Below are 17,473 nucleotides of genomic sequence, written 5' to 3' on the forward strand. Positions count from 1 at the left end.
TCAGAAGCTCTCCCCAGCTTCGATCCGATATTGCTGGCCCTTGTCGATCATCGCGACCAAGCGGATGATGCAGCCATCACCGCGATCCCAATTCCACGGGAAGAATGCGAAAGTGCAGCGTTTTCCCGTAACCGCGTCCAGATCGCCGCCAACGTTTTCAATTCCCAAAATACCATTCTTAAACAGTATGTTATGGACCGGCTCCCAATCCGGGAAGTCATCTTTCCAATCCCGACCACCGGACCATTCCTTATATTCTTCTGCAAGATGGGGCAGCAGCGGGCCGTTGCGCTGCGGTCCAATAGCGGTGGCCAGCGGATGGTCATTGGCCTGGGTGTCATGTCCGACAACCTTAATGCCCTTCTTGACCATCCATTCCCCGGCCGAGGCAACAAACCCCGGGCAATAAGCAAAGTAATCGCCGTCTTCGTAATCGTGATGCCAGCCTGTGTTGACGATCAACACATCGCCCGGGCGGATCGCGTGGCCACAGGCTTTTTCCAAATCCTCACCGGTGATTGGCTCCCATTTCTTTTTCGGCAACGACACGACCAAACCGCTGCCGAAGAAATGCGGCAAAGGCACTTCATCGATAAATGGCGTTCCCGCCACCACATGCGCTGGGGCGTCAATATGGGTGGTGGCATGCATCGTTGTGGTGATGCGTTGGCTTAGCACACCGGATTTGGCCATATAGTGGATCCGCTCAATTTGCGTGTCCTGAAAATACGGCCAGTTCGGGTTTTGATACCCGAAACGGTGGCTCAGATTGTAAAATTCGATACCCATCGAGTTTGAGGTGTTTTCCTCAAATTCGATCCCGCGGATCTTTATCATGATGTCCTCCCTGACACGCGGCTCCTTTGCGGCGCGATCTGCGTCTCGGTCATAACCGATACCACCTGACGGTATGGCTGTATCGTAATGCAGTCAACAAATTTCCACTATGCGGTTTTATTGTATCACATAGTGGGCTACAACCGTGGGATTGCCGTGCTGAAAAAGGCTAAGGAAAATGCCAGATATCTCTGATAAACAACATGGTATCAAGGTGATACGCCGTGCCGCGGCGGTTTTAAGGGTGATCCGTGATGCGCCGGGCGGGCTGAGCCTGGGGCAAATCGCGATGAAGTTGGATTTACCACGTTCCACGGTGCAGCGACTCATTCGCGCCCTGCAATCCGAAGGGATGGTCGCCTGGTCCTCTATCAATGGTGGTATCGTATTGGGCCCAGAGATGCGCGCCCTGGCCGAGGCATCGCGCTATGACATCGTGGCAGAGCTGCGGATCGTTTTACAAGACCTTGCCCATTCCACGGCGGAAACCGTTGATCTGTCCGTTTTGCGCGAAGATGGAATGATCTTGCTGGACCAGATCCCCGGCCCGCATCGGTTGCGCACAGTGACCCCGATCGGAGAGGTCTTTCCGCTGACACGCAGCGCCAATGGTCGTGCGGCGCTGGCCTTGTTGGATGAACATATGTTGCTGCGTCTGCTGCGCGCCTCTGGTCAATTGACCCGGCCCGGTCAGGTGCAGCGTCTATTTGCAGAACTGCGCGACACCCGTGCCAGCGGCATTGCCCATGATCTGGACGATCACACAGATGGGATCTGCGCCGTTGGGATCGCGTTTCGCGACCGGCATGGCGATGTCTATTCGATTTCCGTGCCGGTGCCCCGGTCGCGCTATGACCGGTTGCGCCCCGTTGTCGAACGTGAATTGCTGTTAGCGCGCGCAACTGTTGAACGGCTGCTGAATTCCACTAAACACAATTAAGACGAACCGGGAGGCGGCACGATGAATGATATGGTCAAGGATGACAGCAAAGGCGGCATTCAGGTAATCGCCCGCGCGGCGACGATCTTGCGGGTGCTGCGCAATGCTCAGGGCGGGATGAGCCTTGGCCAGATCGCAGAGGCTGCGCAATTGCCGCGTTCCACCGTGCAGCGGATCGTGGGCGCCTTGCAAGAAGAGCGGATGGTGATTTCCGCGATGCAGGGTGGCGGATTGCGGATCGGACCAGAAATGCAAAGCTTTGCCGAGGCAGCGCGCTATAATATTGTTGAAAGCTGCCGTCTGCTGTTGACGGAGCTGACACAAGATACCAATGAAACTGCGGATTTATCAGTGCTACGCGGGGCCGGGATGATTTTTCTGGATCAGGTGCCGGGCACCCATCGGCTGCGCACCGTGTCCTCGGTCGGGGAGGTATTTCCACTGACCACCACTGCGAATGGCAAGGCCTGCCTTGCCTTGCTGCCATCTGATCGCGCCCTAGCATTGATTCAGGCGGAATGGGCGCGGCGCGGTCAATCCCACGATCTGGAATCGCTTCTGTCGGAATTGTCAGATATTCGCGAAACCGGGCTGGCATATGATCGCGAAGACCATACCGAAGGGATCGCGGCCATCGGCATCGGCTTTCGCGACTGGACCGGTGATCTGCATGCAATTTCCGTACCGATCCCGGTCACACGGTTTGACGAACGCCGCAGCGCCGTCGAGCAGGCCCTGCGGCGCACTTCCATTGCGGTTCAGCGCATGATGGATCGTTAAGGATTCAGGCGGCGTTTGGCGGTGACGGTCACGAAGTCGATCAGATCATCGCCAAAGCTGTGATCTTGCGTTCCCAGATGCTCTACCAGTGAAATATGATTGTGCCCCATCGCCGTTGCGATGATGGGGGGATGCCCGCGCACCTCCATCATTTGTGTGATCAACGCAGCACTTTGGCGTTCGACCAGAGGCAGGTCATATTCCCCGATCCCCAGAAAGATAGGCATGTCCGAAACAGCCAGATGCGCCATAGCAGAGGCCGACTGCAGCTGATCCGACGGAAAATACAATGCATCGCGGGCGGGATCCAGCGGGTGGTCGGTCAGATCCAGCGCCGGAGGCGACAGCAGGGCTGCGCCGATCACCCCGAAATCATGCGCTCTGTTGGGATCAAATACCCAATCCGCGACATGCGCAGACCCGGCCGAGTTCCCCATCAAAACGATCCGATACCGATCGCTCCGGTGCAAATCGGGGTTGGCCGCGATCCAATCCAGCACGGCCTGCTGATCCTCAATCCCCGATGGCCACACCGCATCAGGGGCCAATCGATAATTCCATGTGATCGCGGTCATCCCCTGATCGGCCAGCCAACGGCCAATATGTGCGACGTCGGATTTATCGCCCCGCACAAAGCCGCCACCATGAGCGAACACCACAATCGGTGCACCCGGCGGGCCACGGAATACATCCAACCGATGGCGCGCATCCGCACCATAGCTTTGATCGGCCAGATCCGGCACGGCGCTTGTATGAAGCGGTTTATACAGCGCGACTGTCGCGCCGATGGTTTGCCGGTCAAACTGTTGGCCGATTTCGTCCAGCGCCTTGCGCAGATTATCAGGCGGCGCGGCAAAGGCATCACCCCCGATCAGCGCCAGACATAACGCCCAAAGAACCGCTGTGATCATAGTGCAAGCTCGCGTAATTTAAGCAGGCTGCGGGCGTTCTTATGACAGATCAAATCACGTTCTTCTGCGGACAGCGGCGCGGCCTCGATCCAATCGCCGGCCTCTTCGGGGCGTTCAAACGGGTAATCCACTGCGAACATCACCCGGTCCGCACCCATCATATCCACCGCACAGCGCAGCGGCGCATCGGCGCACATGCCTGATGTGGTGACAGAGATATTGCGCCTAAAATACTCTGATGGTGGCAATTTCAACCGCATATCGCCGCGGTTACTGATCTCCCATCGACTGTCCAGGCGCCACATCAGATAGGGCAGCGTTTCGCCCAGGTGGCCAAGGATCAGTTGCGCATTGGGATAGCGATCGAACGTGCCTGCAAACAGCAATCGCAAAGCATGGGTTGCGGTTTCCACGGTCCATGACCACACCGGGCCAAACAGCTCTGGGTGATCGGCATACATATGCACGCGCTCTGGCGGATTATTGGGATGAATATAAACCGGCACGGCCAAATCCGATACACGCTCCCAAAATGGCGCAAAGCGATCATCATCCAGATAGGTGCCGCCGGTCTGGCCATTGATCATCGCGCCTTGCATACCCAGATCGCGCACGCAGCGTTCCAACTCATCTGCGGCGGCACGCGGGTCTTGCATCGCCAAATGCGCGAACCCTCCGTAGCGCGGCTGATCTTGTATCTTTTGTGCCAGGAAATCATTCACCTGCGCCGCGCGTTTTACAGCCACAGCAACCTGTTTTTCCGCCTGCACGCCGGGGCCGGCCAAAGACAGGACCGAGGTTTCGACGCCAATCTTATCCATCGCGGCAATACGGCGATCCCCAAAATCCGCCAGAGCCTCTTTCGCCTTACCGAATAAAGCAGGTGAAATATTGGTGGCCGTTGTCCCAAAATATTCGACAAAATCAGGATGCATGAAATGTTCTTCAAGGGCAATTTTCGGTGTCATGACGGACTCCTTTGATATGGAAATAAGGTCAATACAGGGCTGTTGGCAGCCACAATGCGATTTGCGGCGCAAGGAACAGCGCGATGATCAAGATGAACGGAGCCAATAGGAACGGCACAATACCGCGATAGATCTCGATCAGTTTGAAATCAGGGAATTGCGCCTGAATAACGAATATATTCATTCCAACAGGCGGGCTGATCAGCCCGATTTCGACGACAATTACCACGATGACGCCAAACCAGACCGGGTCAAACCCGAAGCCAGTGACAACGGGCAAAAAGACCGGAACGGTGATCAGCACCATGCCAATCCCTTCCAAAAAGCAGCCCAGAATCAGATACAGCACCAAGATCAGCGCCATCACCATAATCGGGCCCAGCCCGATTTCGGTGGCCGTGGCGATCAACATATCGGGCAACCGCGTCTGCACCACGAAATTGGCCAACATTGTCGCGCCGATGATGATCAAAAACAACATAGCAGAGGTCACAGCAGTTGAACGCAGCGCAAGGCCCAGCCCCGCGCGGGTCAGCCGTTTGGTGATAAACCCCAACACGATGGCGCCAAAAGAACCAATCGCTGCGGCCTCGTTTGGGCTGAAGATACCGCTGTAAATCCCACCGATCGTTACGCCGAACAGCAGCAGGAACTGCCACGGCCCGATCAGGGCGCGTGCGCGTTGGCCCAAGCTGGCCGCGGGATCCGCCGGTACACGGCCTTGGCTGCGCGCCGCCACGACCAGCGCCACGATGATATAGAACATCGCCAACAAAATGCCGGGCACGAAGGCTGCGGCAAAGAGTTTGCGCAAGGACTGCTCTGCAATCGCGGAGTAGATCACCAAAATGATTGACGGCGGGATCAAGATGCCCAGCGTGCCACCCGCCGCAATGGACGCGGTGGAGAACCCATCCGCATAGCCTGCCTTGCGCATTTCAGGGATGGAAATCCGGGTCATTGTTGCTGCGGTGGCAACCGAGGACCCGCAGACCGTGCCAAAGGCGCCAGACGCGCCGATACTGGCAATCGCCAAACCGCCGCGCAGCCCGGAAAAGATCGTCCTGGCGGCCTGGAACAGCTCGGCTGACAGACGAGAGGAAGTGGCGACCTCCCCCATCAAAATGAACAGCGGAACAACGGACAGGTTGTAATTTGTGACCTGATCGAACGGGGCAGAGGCCGCCAATAGTTTGGCAGCGAACGGCCCAGAAAGGATGAAATTGCCGCCAATGCCACATAATGTCAGCGCCAGCCACACTGGCATGCGCAAGATCATCAGCACGAACATGATACCCAGTAAAGTCAGGCCAAGGGATGCGTCGGTCATTCGCCGCTCTCCTCCAGCGCGGCATGGCCCGGCAATGGTGCAAATATCGCGGCCAATGCCGCCAAGACCGCGCCCGTCATACCAATTACCGCGATCACCCAGACGATCCAAAGCGGTAGACCCAGCTCTAATGAGCGATCACCATACAGTCTGGCTTCGGTCAGCGGGCCAAGCATTGCCGCAACAATCCCAGCCAAGGCCACAACGCCAACCAATGACCAGATGCGTGCCAGCCCCCGCGCCCCACGCGCCGGAACAACCATATCAATCAGATCAATCACTACGGCCTGGTTGGACAAAATCACATGACCCACTGCAAACAGCGCAGAAATGCACAGCAAAATCCCAACGATATCATAGGTTCCACGTATCGGCGCACCCATGGCAGTGCGCATGATGACATCCGCGACAATCACCAGCATCATGCATAACAGCGCCCCTTGCGAGATCAGCAAGAACAGATCGGTAATCCGTCGCGCCAAATTCAAAAATCCAATGCGCATCATGGCCTCCCCTACCAGAGTGCGATGCTGCGCCGGGTGTTCCCGGCACAGCATTTATTTTACATAGGCATCATAGAATGCACGGGCAGGTTGGCCCTTTGCCTGTGCGGCGTCGATCTGCGCATCGATGATCGGCGTCACCAGCGTTTTCATCTGGGCTTGTTGCGCATCGTTCATGCTGACGATCGTGACCTTATTGGCATCAACAAGATAGCTACGGCCCTTCTGTTCGTTTGCGTCCCATTGCGCACCGAATGCAGCGGCCCGCTCTGGGCCTGTTGTCTCAACCACAGCAGCCTGTTGTTCCGGGGTCAGCCCGTCAAAACTGCGCTGGTTCATCACAAACGCAAATGTCACAGAGGCCAGCCCCGGCTCCAGGCTGTAATTCAGCTCTGGCCCCAGATCGAAGGCCATCACCGCCTCATATGGGAATAGCGCACCATCAACGATGCCTTTGGCCAGGGATTCAGCGGTTTCGGCAGGGGGCACCGGCATCGGGACGGCACCCATTTTATCAAGCACCTGCTGAAAGACCTCTCCGGCGTAGCGCATTCTTTGACCTTTCAACGCGGCCAGATCGGTGGGATCTGTCTTGGCCAGGTTGATCTTCAACGGCGGTGTCACCCCCATCCACAAGATTTTGGTCCGGGGATGTTCGCCTGCCAGTTCCGGCGCAAGCTCGGTAAAACGGCGCGATGTGATGGCGCTGCTGTCACCCGCTGCCGGGTGGCTGAACGGCGCCCCCGCAAGCGAGCTGAGCGGGAAACGTCCCGGCGTTGCCGAATGCAAGATGATCGCCGCATCCACCGCCCCCGATGACACAAGATCAAACTGGCGGTTCACCGGCCCAAGCTGCCCGGCAGGATAGACCTCAACGCGCAGCTCCCCATTGGTAGCCGCGCTCAGATCCGCGCCCCATTGGGTGACAGCTTCGGTGAAAGTATGTTTTGGCGGTAAGTAACTGGACACTTTTAGAACGGTCTCTGCCTGTGCCGCAGATATAGTAAGATAGGCCGCACAAAGGCCGCCGATTAGCATTTTCATGATTCTGATCCTCCCAAACCGGGCCTCCACTCCCGATACCACTATATGGTGCACCTGTATCGCAGGGCGGTCAAGCGTTTTAGGCTGAATTCGACGGCAAAGCCGCACATGCGACCATCGCTGGCAGGCTGCGATGCCGCCAATCAGAACTGCTGATCAAACTGTAACATAGGCTGGACCGTGGCTGCCCCACTTCTGTGCAGGAGGCTGGGGTCAGATCCGCAGTTTTTTGAAAATGGCTTCGGGAATGGCACAGATGATGGTCATCACCAACCACCACACCCGCCGGACATAGATCACGTTGCGCCCTTTTTGGACGGCGGAAAAAATCGCCTCTCCCAGCTCTGACGGGGCGGCGGTTAATTTTTCTGGCAGGTCCAACCCATCGGTCATCCGCGTTGCCACAAAACCCGGCTTGACCGTGATCACATGCACACCAGTGCCCGTTAACCGATTGCGAAGGCCTGATAAAAACGCGCTGAACCCCGCCTTGGCCGCGCCATAAATATAGTTGGTCGCCCGGCCCCGATCCCCCGCAACCGAGGAAATGCCAACAATGGTTCCGCGTCCTCGGGTTTCAAACCGGTTCGCAATAGCGCCCAGCACCAAGGCCGGGCCTTCAAAATTGGACCGCATATCAAGGCTGGCAAGATCGGGTTCTTGCTCGCTGCGGCCCTGTTCATTCATCGTGCCAACGGCGCAGACCACAACGATCGGCAGCTCGGGCAAGCTATCCAGAAACGGTTCAATTCCGGCGCTGTCCAGCACATCGAATTCATGCAATGTCACGCCCACATTGCTGCGCAGTTCCAAATCCCGGCGATGATCTTCAAAGCCCTGCGCATCGCGCAGCGCCAACTGGATCGCATGCCCGGCCTGCGCAAAGCGCCGCGCAACGGCAAAGCCAATGTCAGACCGCGCGCCCAAAATCAAAACGGCTTCTTTGCTCATGATCGAAATCCTTGTGCAGAAATGGGTTACAGTTTCAGCCGCGCAGATTGCGCAGAGCTGAAAACTCCGGCCTCGCCCTGTGCCAAACGGGTATCGGCAAACCCTTTCGCGCGCCCGTCCGTCTCACGCAGGCGCTGTGCGCTAAGCACCGCATCCTTGGCCAGATAGAACCGGCCACCATGATCCGCGACAATCGGCTCCAATCGTGTCAACAGCGCCAGACAGGCCGGTGTGGCAGGAAAATCCAGCGCCAATGTATAGCCCTCGGTCGGGAAAGAGAACGCGCTGTCTTGTGCGCCAAACCGTTTCAGCACCGCCAGAAAAGACCCCTGCCCCGCAGCGGAAATTTCACTTAGCAAAGCCCGCATCCCATCTGCAGAACGATCAAGCGGCAATACACATTGGAATTGCACAAAGCCTTTGCGGCCATAAATTCGGTTCCAGCCCAAAACCGCGTCCAGCGGGTAGAAATAGCTTTCCCAATCAACAAAGCTGTTCGTTTTACGTCTGCTTTTCCAATAGTATAGCGCGTTGAACGCCTTTACTGACCACCGGTTCAACGCGCACATCGGAAAGGTCATGCGAATGGCCTTGCGCGGTTTGGGCGGCAACTGCAGCGGGCGGCGGCGCAAATTGGCAGGCAGTTGCGCCAGTGTCGCGTGTTCGCCCAGCATCACCAAGGATCGCCCCAGCGCCGCGCCTTTGGCCAAACAATCGATCCACGCGACAGAGTAGGTTGCATCGGGATTATCCTCAAACGCTGCCATGGCCGCATCCAGATTTGGCGCGTCAATGGTATGCTGATGGATCCAGCCGGTTTCCACTCGGGTCAAACGGATGCACAGCTGTAAGATCACACCGGTCAGCCCCATCCCGCCCAGCGTGCGGTCAAACAGGTCTGGTGTCTTGTCAGGGGTCACACGGACGGTGCTGCCATCAGGGCGCATCAGGTCCAGCCACACGACACAGCTGCGAAACGACCCGTCGATATGATGATTTTTACCATGCACATCTGCCGCTGCCATCCCGCCCAGCGTGACAAACCGGGTGCCCGGTGTCACCATAGGGAACCAACCGCGCGGCAAAAAGGCCGAGATCACATCAGCCAACAGCACCCCGGCCTGCGCCTGTAACACGCCCGTCTGAGCGTCAAAATGGATCATCTGATCCATCGCGCACATCGACACCGTGCCTGTCGGTGCCAGCGCAGCATCGCCATAGGCGCGGCCATTTCCGCGCGCGATCACCGGCGCCTCCGCCCCTGCTTGCGTAACCAAATCGCGCAGCGCATGCGCGTCACGCGGGTGATGCAGCGTGCACTCCACCTGCGGATACCGACCCCAACCCGATAATTTCATATGCCTGCCACCCGATTATAGCCCACTTCACCCCGGGGCCTTGCGCAGATCTTAGCCCCAATCAAGCCGCACGACAATCTGCCCGCCTCCTGCCGGACCCGAACCGTGGCCGGCGCACATCGCGCCTTAACAGATCGTCATGGCGCGCGGCAGATCTGACAGCGGCTCGCACCCGGTTTCCGTGACGATCACCGTTTCCGACGCCCCTACCGTATAGGCGCCAAAACTGCGCAATGTCGCTGGCAGATGGAACACCATCCCGGGTTCCAACAGGCGGTCTTGGTCGGAAAACAGCGAAAGGATCGCGCCCTCTCCCCAGTCAGGCGCAAAGGCCGCGCCCATCGAATAGCCTATCCTTTTACGAAACGCGTCCCCCTGCCCTGCCGCATCAATGACAGCGAGTGCCGCGTTATGCGGATCGGCGCAGCGGTTGCCAGGTTTGATCACAGCCAATGCCGCCTCCAACGCCTTTTGGGCCACATCCATCATCCGGGCCGCCTCCTGTGGCACATCCCCCACCCAAACCGAACGCATCAAGGCCGCATGATAGCGGTCATGGCTGGCTGCCAGTTCCAAAAACACCCCATCGCCGGGCTGCAAGACCCGCCTGCGCCATGTCGCATGCGGCACGCCACTGCGCGGCCCGGAGGATACCAAAGGCTCCATTGCCATGGCTTCGGAGCCTGCACGAATTGCCGCCGCCATCATCGCGGCGGCAATGTCATTTTCACTGACGCCCACGCCACAGGCCATGATCCCGGCCTCAAGCCCGGCCTGAGCATAGCCCGCCGCCCGTCGGATGGCCGCCAACTCACGCGTGGATTTCACCGCGCGCAGCGGTTCCACCATGCCGGAGCCATCCACGATCGTCACCGCCAGCGCGGCTTCTAACGCCGCCATCTGCACCGCGCTGACAAACCAGCCCGCACGTTCCAGCGCAACGCAGGCCAGCCCTAAATCGGCCACCAGCTGCCCCAGCGCCTGCGCTGGGTCCTGCCCATCGCCATAGGTGCGAATGTCGTCCAACCATGTGGAATTAACCGCGCCGGTATGTTCCAACGTGCGCAGCAGCAAAACCGGCTCACCCCGGGCCGGGATCACCAATGCCTGAAACGCAAAATACCCGGCTGTCTGGCGCCCGCAGGCCCAAAAAATATTCTCTGGTCCCAGCAAGATAAGCGCCTGCGCGCCGCTCTGCGCCAATCGGGCCCGTAAACGCGCCTGACGATCGGCAAATTCATCAGGTGGAAACACCGCATCGCGGCCCTGAAGGGCGCGCAGCCCTGTCATGTCAATTGGCATGCTTATAACTTTCGTGGTCGATATCAACGCGTCAGCCAGTTTAGAAACCGCTGCCGGATATTGGTGAAATGCGCAACCATCGCTGCTTGTGCAGTGTCGGGCTCTTGCGCCTCAATTGCATCAAGCACGGCCAGATGTTCACGCGCCTGCTGTGCAAAATTATCATGTGTTCGGGTGATTGTGCAGCGCCGCGCGGTTGCGCGTTGTTCGGCAATAATCCCGGGCAAAACCCGCAGTTGCGCGGCGTCAATCACCGCAATATGAAACGCATCATCAGCGGCCCAAAACGCATCGAATGTGGTGCTTAGGCCATCAGCATATCGACGCATCACCGCGCCATGTTCCGCCAAGGCAAAAGTCAGCCCAAAGCGGGCGGCACGGGCGGCTGCCGCCGATTCCAGCACCATGCGCAGTTGAATGATCTCCATCAGTTGCTCGACCGAGACGGGGCGCACATGCAGCGCGCCATTGCCCAGCCGATCCACCACGCCCTCCCGCTCCAGTCGCGACAGGGCGGAGCGCAGCGGCGTGCGCGAAATCTGCATGGCCTGAGACAAGCCGCGTTCTGACAAGACCGTATCAGACCGGATGCGGCCTTCTAGAATATCTTGCTTGATTTGCGTATAGGCTTTTTGCGACAGGGTTTCATTCATGTGCGGCCTCACCGGCCTCATGGCCTACCGCCGCCAATATCGCCAAGGTGGCCTGAACCAGATCTTCCGGGTTCATTCCCTCTTGCGGACAATGGCTGCCATCCCAATTGCGGATAAACACCAGCACCGACTCCCAGCCGTTGGCGGCAAAGGCAGCCGCGTCATGCCCACCGCCCGACACCATGCGCCGCGGGGCATGGCCCAGCAAATCCGCACCTTTTGCAACGAAATCTTGCATCGCCGTGGATAGGGTGGCGGGCTGGCTGCGGCTTTGGGCCCCAAGGTCGAAACGGATACCGGGGCGCGCGGCTTCGATCCGCGCAATTTCTTGCATCAAGGCCCCATTGGCACGTTCCAGCACCGCCACGGTGTCTGAACGCATATCAAGGCAAAATTCCAGTTGTCCGGGTACTTTGGCCATTGCATGCACCGCTGTGGCCGCATCGACGCGCCCGAAGGTGACGGCCAGATCATCGCCCTGCGCCAAGATCCCTGCCCAATGTTGGTCCATCGCCATCGCCAGATCCGCGAAAGCCATCACCGCATCGGCCCGGCTGGGGCGCGGCGCGCCGCCCGAATGCGCCCAAACCCCGTGGATTGTCGCGGCACGATAGCGCAGCCCACCGCGGATGCCGCGCACAATCGCATAGCTTTCGTCCGCCTCATGCAGCACCGGTCCCTGTTCAATATGGCATTCGATAAACCTCGCCGGGGCGGGTGGTGGCGATTGCAAGACCCCCTCGGGGTCAAATCCGGCCTCACGCATGTGATCGGCAAGGCTGCGCCCTGTGTCGCTGCGCTTGGCCGCCATCTCATCACGGGTCACTTGCCCCAGAAACGATCGCGATCCGACATAGGATACCGGAAACCAGACGCTTTCTTCCGCCCGTGTTACGGTGATAATAACATCGCTTTGGGGGGTGATGCCTTGTGCACGCAACCCTGCGACCAGCGCCAGCGCCGCTGCGACACCCGCTTGCCCGTCATAGGCACCGCCCTGCGCCACCGTGTCCAGATGCGACCCAATATAGATTGGCACTGCCTTGGGATTACGCCCTGCCATCTTGGCGAATAAATTGCCTGCGTTGTCACGGCTGACCTGCAATCCCATCGCCAGCGCGCGCCGCTCAACGATAGAATGCGCAGCCGATTCCAAATCGCTGTAGGAAGGTCGGGTCCAGCCCGGTCCGGGCAGGGACAGCGCGTTGACCTCGGTCAGGAAACTGGTGATCGTGTCACGCAGGATATCAAGTGTCGTGCTCATACCGTGGCTCCGCCCCATGCATCGGGATTAAGCGCGGTCGGTGGTATCTGGCCCGCCAACGCGGTGACCACATGGCCCGCCGCCCCCTGCGCCACTTTGCGCAATGCGTCTTCGGTGGTTGCCCCCAGATGCGGGGTGAAGATCACGTTGGCACACGCGCCCAGCGGACCCGTCGGCGCATCCGCGCCATAAACATCCAGCGCAGCCCCACCAAGACGACCCGATATCAGCGCCTGTGCCAAGGCCGCTTCGTCCACCAGACCTTCACGGGCGACGTTGACCAAGATTGCGCCGGGCTTCATCTGCGCCAGCGTCGTGGCGTTGATCATATGCCGGGTTTGGGGCCGCATCGGCGTGTGCAGTGACACAAAATCGGCCTGTGCCAGCCCTTCGTTCAGGGTCGCTACGCGTGCAAATGCGCCTGTGTCGGGTGCATTGGGGGAGTAGACCAGCACATGCATTCCAAAGGCTGCATCCAGCATCCGACCGACATCGCGGCCAATAGCCCCCCAGCCAACGATCAGTGCGGTTTTCCCCGACAGTTCCACAAAACTTGCGGAATCGCGAAAGCCTGGCCGCCCGCTGCGTTCGGCCGTGTCGCCAGCGACCACACCGCGCGCTGCAGCAATCGCCAGGCCGACCGAAAGCTCTGCGACTGAACGTGCATTGACGCCGGGCGTATTGGCCACCATCACGCCACGTTCATTCGCCGCAGCCTTATCCACCGCATTATGACCGGTACCATGCACAACCACCACGCGCAGCTTATCTGCCACCGCAAAAGCGTTAGCCGACAGGCCCGCATCGCGGGTGATCACCGCGTCGCAACCGGGGATCTGCGCCGCGACCTGCGCCATATCGGGCGACAGCGCCATCACCGGCTCAATGCCATTGGCACGCAGCAAGGCATGGCCTGCCGCATGGATCGGCTGAACAATCAAACATTTCATCGTATATTTCCCTTTGTCAGCAGATCACCGACGCAGTCCAGAACCGCATCGCGGGCATTGCATAAATGCTGTGTCATCAGGGCTTTCGCCCCCTCCCCATCCCCGCGCCGGATCGCGGCGAGGATCTGCAAATGCTCGTCGCAGCCAGCCAGAAACCGGTCGGGCACCTGAGAATGGTCAAAGATGCAGGTGCGTTGGCGTAGATCCGAAATGACGGCGGCGATAGTGGAATTTCCACCCGCCTGCGCCATTAGATCATGAAATTTCGTATCCACTTGCCATTGCTGCGATTCATCCACCGGAGACCGGGCCATCAGCACCTGAATATCTGCCTCTAACGCGTCCAGAACCGTATCTGGCGTGCCAACGGCCGCGGCGGCCCCAGCCGGTTCCAGCTCTAACCGCAGAAAGAAAATCTCTTCGAATTCAGGCAATTGTAGTTGCCGAACGCGTAAAAACCGTCCCTCAAGGGCGGCAAGCCCTTCGCTTTCAATCCGTTTAAGCGCCTCGCGGACAGGGGTGCGCGACATGCCCAAAACCTTGCCCAACGAGGCCTCCCCCAGCGTATCGCCCGATTTCAATCGCCCGTCGAAAATCATCTGAATGATCGCGCTATGGGCTTCGCGTGCCAGCGTCTTCATACCCTGCCCCCACTGCCCCCAATTACCGTATCTGAGGCGTTCTCCAGATTGTTAAGAACACTGCGCAGATGGCGACAATGGGCCAGCCACAGATCCTCTGCCATGTCGCGCGAGACCGTGGCAAAATGGAACTGCGCCCCAGATGGCAATTGCGCCAGACGGCCCAGATCGGCCCCAATCACGGTTGCGATTTTCGGATAGCCACCTGTCGTTTGGCTTTCTGCCATCAAGATCAGCGGATTTCCCGATCCCGGCACCTGCACAGAGCCCGGAACGGAACCGTCCGAGACGATGTCATGCCCGCCGCTAGCCGGCAATTGCACCCCGCCCAGCACCATCGCCATACGGTCGCGCTGCGCAGTCACGGTGAAGGGCTGGGCGGTCAATTGGTCCAAAACATCCGGGCTGAACCTGTCGTCTTGCGGGCCCAATACAACGCGAATAGGGCCACGCGCCATCGGCGTGGCCGCGCGCAGCGGATAGATGATGCGCCGGCACCTGGCGTCCGGCGCGGGCCCGATCGGCAATATATCGCCAGCCTGCAAACTGCGCCCGAAATACCCTCCCAGACCCGAACGTAGATGCGTCGCCCGCGCGCCCAGAACAGGGGGCGTCGTAATCGCGCCTGCAACTGCGATATAGCCCCATGTGGCATCGCGCAACTGCCCAATGCAAAGCACAGATCCCGCCGCCAGATGATAGCCCTGCCCCGGCTGCACCGGCTGGCCGTTCACCGTAACATCGCAAGTGCCGCCCGTGACCGCGATCCGGGCATCTTGCAACATTTCCATCTGACCACCGTGGCCTGCGAATTCCAGCGCGGCGGCATCCGCGTCATTGCCGACCAGCACATTGGCCAATGCATGCGCACCCGCATCCATCGGCCCCGCCGCCGAAACACCATAGCCGCGCAGGCCCGTACGACCGCCATCTTGCACCGTGACCATCAGACCCGGCGACACGATCCGCAACCCGGTCATGACATCACCGTTGGCGCAATCAACGGATCCCCATTGGCAGCGCGTGCCGCCAGCTGCGCGCCCTCATCAGCAGTGATCTGGGCAAACCGCAGCCTGTCACCTGCCGCCAATAGAAACGGCTGCGCCCGCTTGGGATCAAACAGTTTTACCGGCGTCCAACCGATAAAACGCCAGCCCGACGGCCCGGCGACAGAGTTGATATTGGCCTGCTGTCCACCGATCCCCACCGCACCTTCAGGGATCAATTGCCGTGGCTTTGCCAAACGCGGCGTGTGCAGCGGCTGCGGCAACCCGCCCAAATAGGCAAACCCCGGTGCAAATCCAATCATATAGACCCGATATTGCGCGCTAAGATGCAGATCAATCACCTGCTGCACGGGCATCCCTTTCATGTCCGCAAGGTCTTGCAGGTCTTGACCCACCGCGCCGCCATAGCAAATTGGCACACGCCATTCCCGACCGGCCGCCGCGACATCGCCTAGGCCCGCGATACGGGTGGCAAGCGCACGCTCCAACGCCGCGCCGCGGATATTGTGTGGATCATAGCGCAGAAGAAGTGAGCGATATGTCGGGGTGATCTCGGTCACGCCAGCGATCGGATAATCCGCCAAATCCGCCGCAAGCGCGATAACGCGGTCATTGATCTGCGGATCAATCGCTGTGCCGAATTCAACCGTCAGGGTCTGATCGCCACTGGGCAGGAAGCTGTAAGGAAAGCGCATATCAAGTCCGGGTTTTCAGGTCAGTCACGGCCGGCTGGCCAGCATATCGGGAACGACACTGACGATCCCCGGATACAGTGCAATTAGCAAGACAAACGCCGCCATAATGGCAAAGAACGGCGCGGTGGCGCGGGTGACACGGCCCATACTGTCACCCGTCAGCCGTTGAATCACCGTCAGGTTAAACCCAACCGGCGGCGAGATCTGCGCCATCTCCACCACAATCACGATGAAAATACCAAACCACACTTTGTCATAGCCTGCAGCCACCACCAGCGGCAATGTGATCGGCAAAGTCATGACGATGATGCCCAGACCCTCCATGACCATGCCAAGGATGATATAAAACACAAGCAACACCGCGATCAGCATCAGCGGCGGCATGCCCCAGCTTTGGATCTCGGCGGCGATGAACCGGGGCAGACCCAAATAGCCGATGGCCGTCGACAGGACCATTGCCCCCACCATGATCAGCCCGATCATCGCGCAGCTTTCCGCCGCCTGTCGCGCGGCTTGCACCAAACCCGGCAGCGAAAGCTTACGCTGCGCAAAGCCGATCACCACCGCGCCCAAAACGCCCACCGCCGCCGCTTCGGTCGGGGAGGCGATCCCGCCATACATCGACCCGATCACGGCAAAAATCAGCAATAGCAATGGCCCCAGATCCTTTAACGCGACCAGCTTTTCCCATAGGGTTGTGGGCGGCGGTGCCTCACCCACCTGTTCGGGATGCATCAACGCACGGATCCCGATATAGCCCATATAGCCCAACGCAAGCAGCGCACCGGGCAAAATCCCAGCCATAAACAACCGCAGCACAGATTCTTCGGCCATCACACCATAGATGATCATAATGGTCGAAGGCGGAATCAAGAACCCCAATGTGCCCGACCCAGCCAAAGAGCCAATGACCAGATTGCGGTCATAACCACGCTTTAACAGCTCTGACGCGGTGATCCGGCCCACGGTGACGGTCGTGGCCGCCGATGATCCGCAAACAGAGGCAAATAACGTGCAACCCAGCACATTGATATGGCACAATCGGCCCGGCACGCGGCGCAGCCATGGCGACAGACCTGTGAAAAGGGCCTCGGAAATTTTGGTGCGAAACAGCACTTCGGCCATTAGGATGAACAAGGGAAGGGCCAACAGCTCGGTCGAGGACAAGACATTCCACGCCTGCTGCGCCAGAAGTTTCAAGAAGGGCATTTGCGGGCGGAATAGCTCTAACAGGCCACCTGCCGTGCCCAGCAACCCAAGCCCGATCCAAACGCCGGACCCCAACAGCAGCACCATCAGCCCCAGCAGGGCAAGCAGCGTTTTGGTCATTGGTGAAATC

Annotated in this window: 18 protein-coding genes; 2 read left to right on the forward strand and 16 right to left on the reverse strand. The window is 59.1% G+C overall.

Translation table 11 applies throughout. The features are described from left to right. Positions 1-837 (reverse strand): cyclase family protein, encoded by an 837-nt coding sequence (locus BFP70_RS05885; protein WP_066010444.1) that lies wholly within the window; start codon positions 835-837, stop codon positions 1-3. A gap of 178 nt (positions 838-1,015) precedes the next feature. On the opposite strand from BFP70_RS05885, the gene BFP70_RS05890 reads away from it, so the two are divergent. Both BFP70_RS05890 and BFP70_RS05895 read left to right on the forward strand, forming a co-directional pair. Next, complete coding sequence (locus BFP70_RS05890; protein ID WP_066010445.1) at positions 1,016-1,777, forward strand: IclR family transcriptional regulator; 762 nt, start codon at positions 1,016-1,018, stop codon at positions 1,775-1,777. Positions 1,778-1,798: 21 nt separating this feature from the next. Then, positions 1,799-2,557, forward strand: coding sequence for an IclR family transcriptional regulator (locus tag BFP70_RS05895; protein WP_066010446.1), 759 nt, complete (start codon positions 1,799-1,801; stop codon positions 2,555-2,557). Here BFP70_RS05895 and BFP70_RS05900 read toward each other — a convergent pair. From BFP70_RS05900 to BFP70_RS05970, 15 genes are all read right to left on the reverse strand, one after another. Beyond that, positions 2,554-3,468 carry an alpha/beta hydrolase gene (locus tag BFP70_RS05900; protein WP_066010447.1) on the reverse strand — a complete coding sequence of 305 codons (915 nt, stop codon included), beginning with the start codon at positions 3,466-3,468 and terminating at the stop codon, positions 2,554-2,556. The genes BFP70_RS05895 and BFP70_RS05900 overlap by 4 nt on opposite strands. Next, positions 3,465-4,436, reverse strand: coding sequence for an amidohydrolase family protein (locus BFP70_RS05905; protein WP_066010448.1), 972 nt, complete (start codon positions 4,434-4,436; stop codon positions 3,465-3,467). Before BFP70_RS05905 ends, BFP70_RS05900 begins: the two co-directional genes overlap by 4 nt. 28 nt (positions 4,437-4,464) lie before the next feature. Next, a complete protein-coding gene (locus tag BFP70_RS05910) occupies positions 4,465-5,766 on the reverse strand; it encodes a TRAP transporter large permease (protein WP_066010449.1) in 1,302 nt (433 codons plus the stop codon). After that, positions 5,763-6,269, reverse strand: coding sequence for a TRAP transporter small permease (locus BFP70_RS05915; RefSeq protein WP_176715502.1), 507 nt, complete (start codon positions 6,267-6,269; stop codon positions 5,763-5,765). Before BFP70_RS05915 ends, BFP70_RS05910 begins: the two co-directional genes overlap by 4 nt. Before the next feature lie 54 nt (positions 6,270-6,323). Continuing rightward, positions 6,324-7,313, reverse strand: coding sequence for a TRAP transporter substrate-binding protein (locus BFP70_RS05920; RefSeq protein WP_066010451.1), 990 nt, complete (start codon positions 7,311-7,313; stop codon positions 6,324-6,326). Between the two features lie 213 nt (positions 7,314-7,526). Beyond that, on the reverse strand, positions 7,527-8,264 hold the full coding sequence (locus tag BFP70_RS05925; protein ID WP_141693116.1) for an SDR family oxidoreductase: 738 nt from the start codon (positions 8,262-8,264) through the stop codon (positions 7,527-7,529). A 26-nt stretch (positions 8,265-8,290) separates the two neighbouring features. After that, positions 8,291-9,622 (reverse strand): FAD-binding oxidoreductase, encoded by a 1,332-nt coding sequence (locus BFP70_RS05930; RefSeq protein ID WP_066010453.1) that lies wholly within the window; start codon positions 9,620-9,622, stop codon positions 8,291-8,293. Between the two features lie 126 nt (positions 9,623-9,748). Next, a complete protein-coding gene (locus BFP70_RS05935) occupies positions 9,749-10,912 on the reverse strand; it encodes a Xaa-Pro peptidase family protein (protein WP_066010491.1) in 1,164 nt (387 codons plus the stop codon). A 35-nt stretch (positions 10,913-10,947) separates the two neighbouring features. Continuing rightward, positions 10,948-11,577 carry a GntR family transcriptional regulator gene (locus BFP70_RS05940; RefSeq protein ID WP_066010454.1) on the reverse strand — a complete coding sequence of 210 codons (630 nt, stop codon included), beginning with the start codon at positions 11,575-11,577 and terminating at the stop codon, positions 10,948-10,950. Further along, positions 11,570-12,841: a hydantoinase/carbamoylase family amidase gene (locus tag BFP70_RS05945; RefSeq protein ID WP_083217378.1), complete on the reverse strand. Its 1,272-nt coding sequence runs from the start codon at positions 12,839-12,841 to the stop codon at positions 11,570-11,572. The genes BFP70_RS05940 and BFP70_RS05945 overlap by 8 nt, the downstream gene beginning before the upstream one ends. Then, positions 12,838-13,791, reverse strand: coding sequence for a hydroxyacid dehydrogenase (locus tag BFP70_RS05950; protein ID WP_066010456.1), 954 nt, complete (start codon positions 13,789-13,791; stop codon positions 12,838-12,840). Before BFP70_RS05950 ends, BFP70_RS05945 begins: the two co-directional genes overlap by 4 nt. Then, complete coding sequence (locus BFP70_RS05955; protein ID WP_066010457.1) at positions 13,788-14,432, reverse strand: GntR family transcriptional regulator; 645 nt, start codon at positions 14,430-14,432, stop codon at positions 13,788-13,790. Before BFP70_RS05955 ends, BFP70_RS05950 begins: the two co-directional genes overlap by 4 nt. Next, the gene (locus tag BFP70_RS05960) at positions 14,429-15,412 is read right to left on the reverse strand and encodes a biotin-dependent carboxyltransferase family protein (protein ID WP_066010458.1); all 984 of its coding nucleotides are present in this window, start codon (positions 15,410-15,412) and stop codon (positions 14,429-14,431) included. Before BFP70_RS05960 ends, BFP70_RS05955 begins: the two co-directional genes overlap by 4 nt. Next, entirely contained in the window at positions 15,409-16,134 is a 726-nt protein-coding gene (pxpB, locus tag BFP70_RS05965; RefSeq protein WP_066010459.1) for a 5-oxoprolinase subunit PxpB, read from the reverse strand. The genes BFP70_RS05960 and pxpB overlap by 4 nt, the downstream gene beginning before the upstream one ends. A 24-nt stretch (positions 16,135-16,158) precedes the next feature. Continuing rightward, positions 16,159-17,463 carry a TRAP transporter large permease gene (locus tag BFP70_RS05970; RefSeq protein ID WP_066010460.1) on the reverse strand — a complete coding sequence of 435 codons (1,305 nt, stop codon included), beginning with the start codon at positions 17,461-17,463 and terminating at the stop codon, positions 16,159-16,161. Positions 17,464-17,473: the final 10 nt, after the last annotated feature.

The organism is Thioclava sp. SK-1 (assembly GCF_001705665.1).
In the GTDB taxonomy this organism is placed as follows: domain Bacteria; phylum Pseudomonadota; class Alphaproteobacteria; order Rhodobacterales; family Rhodobacteraceae; genus Thioclava.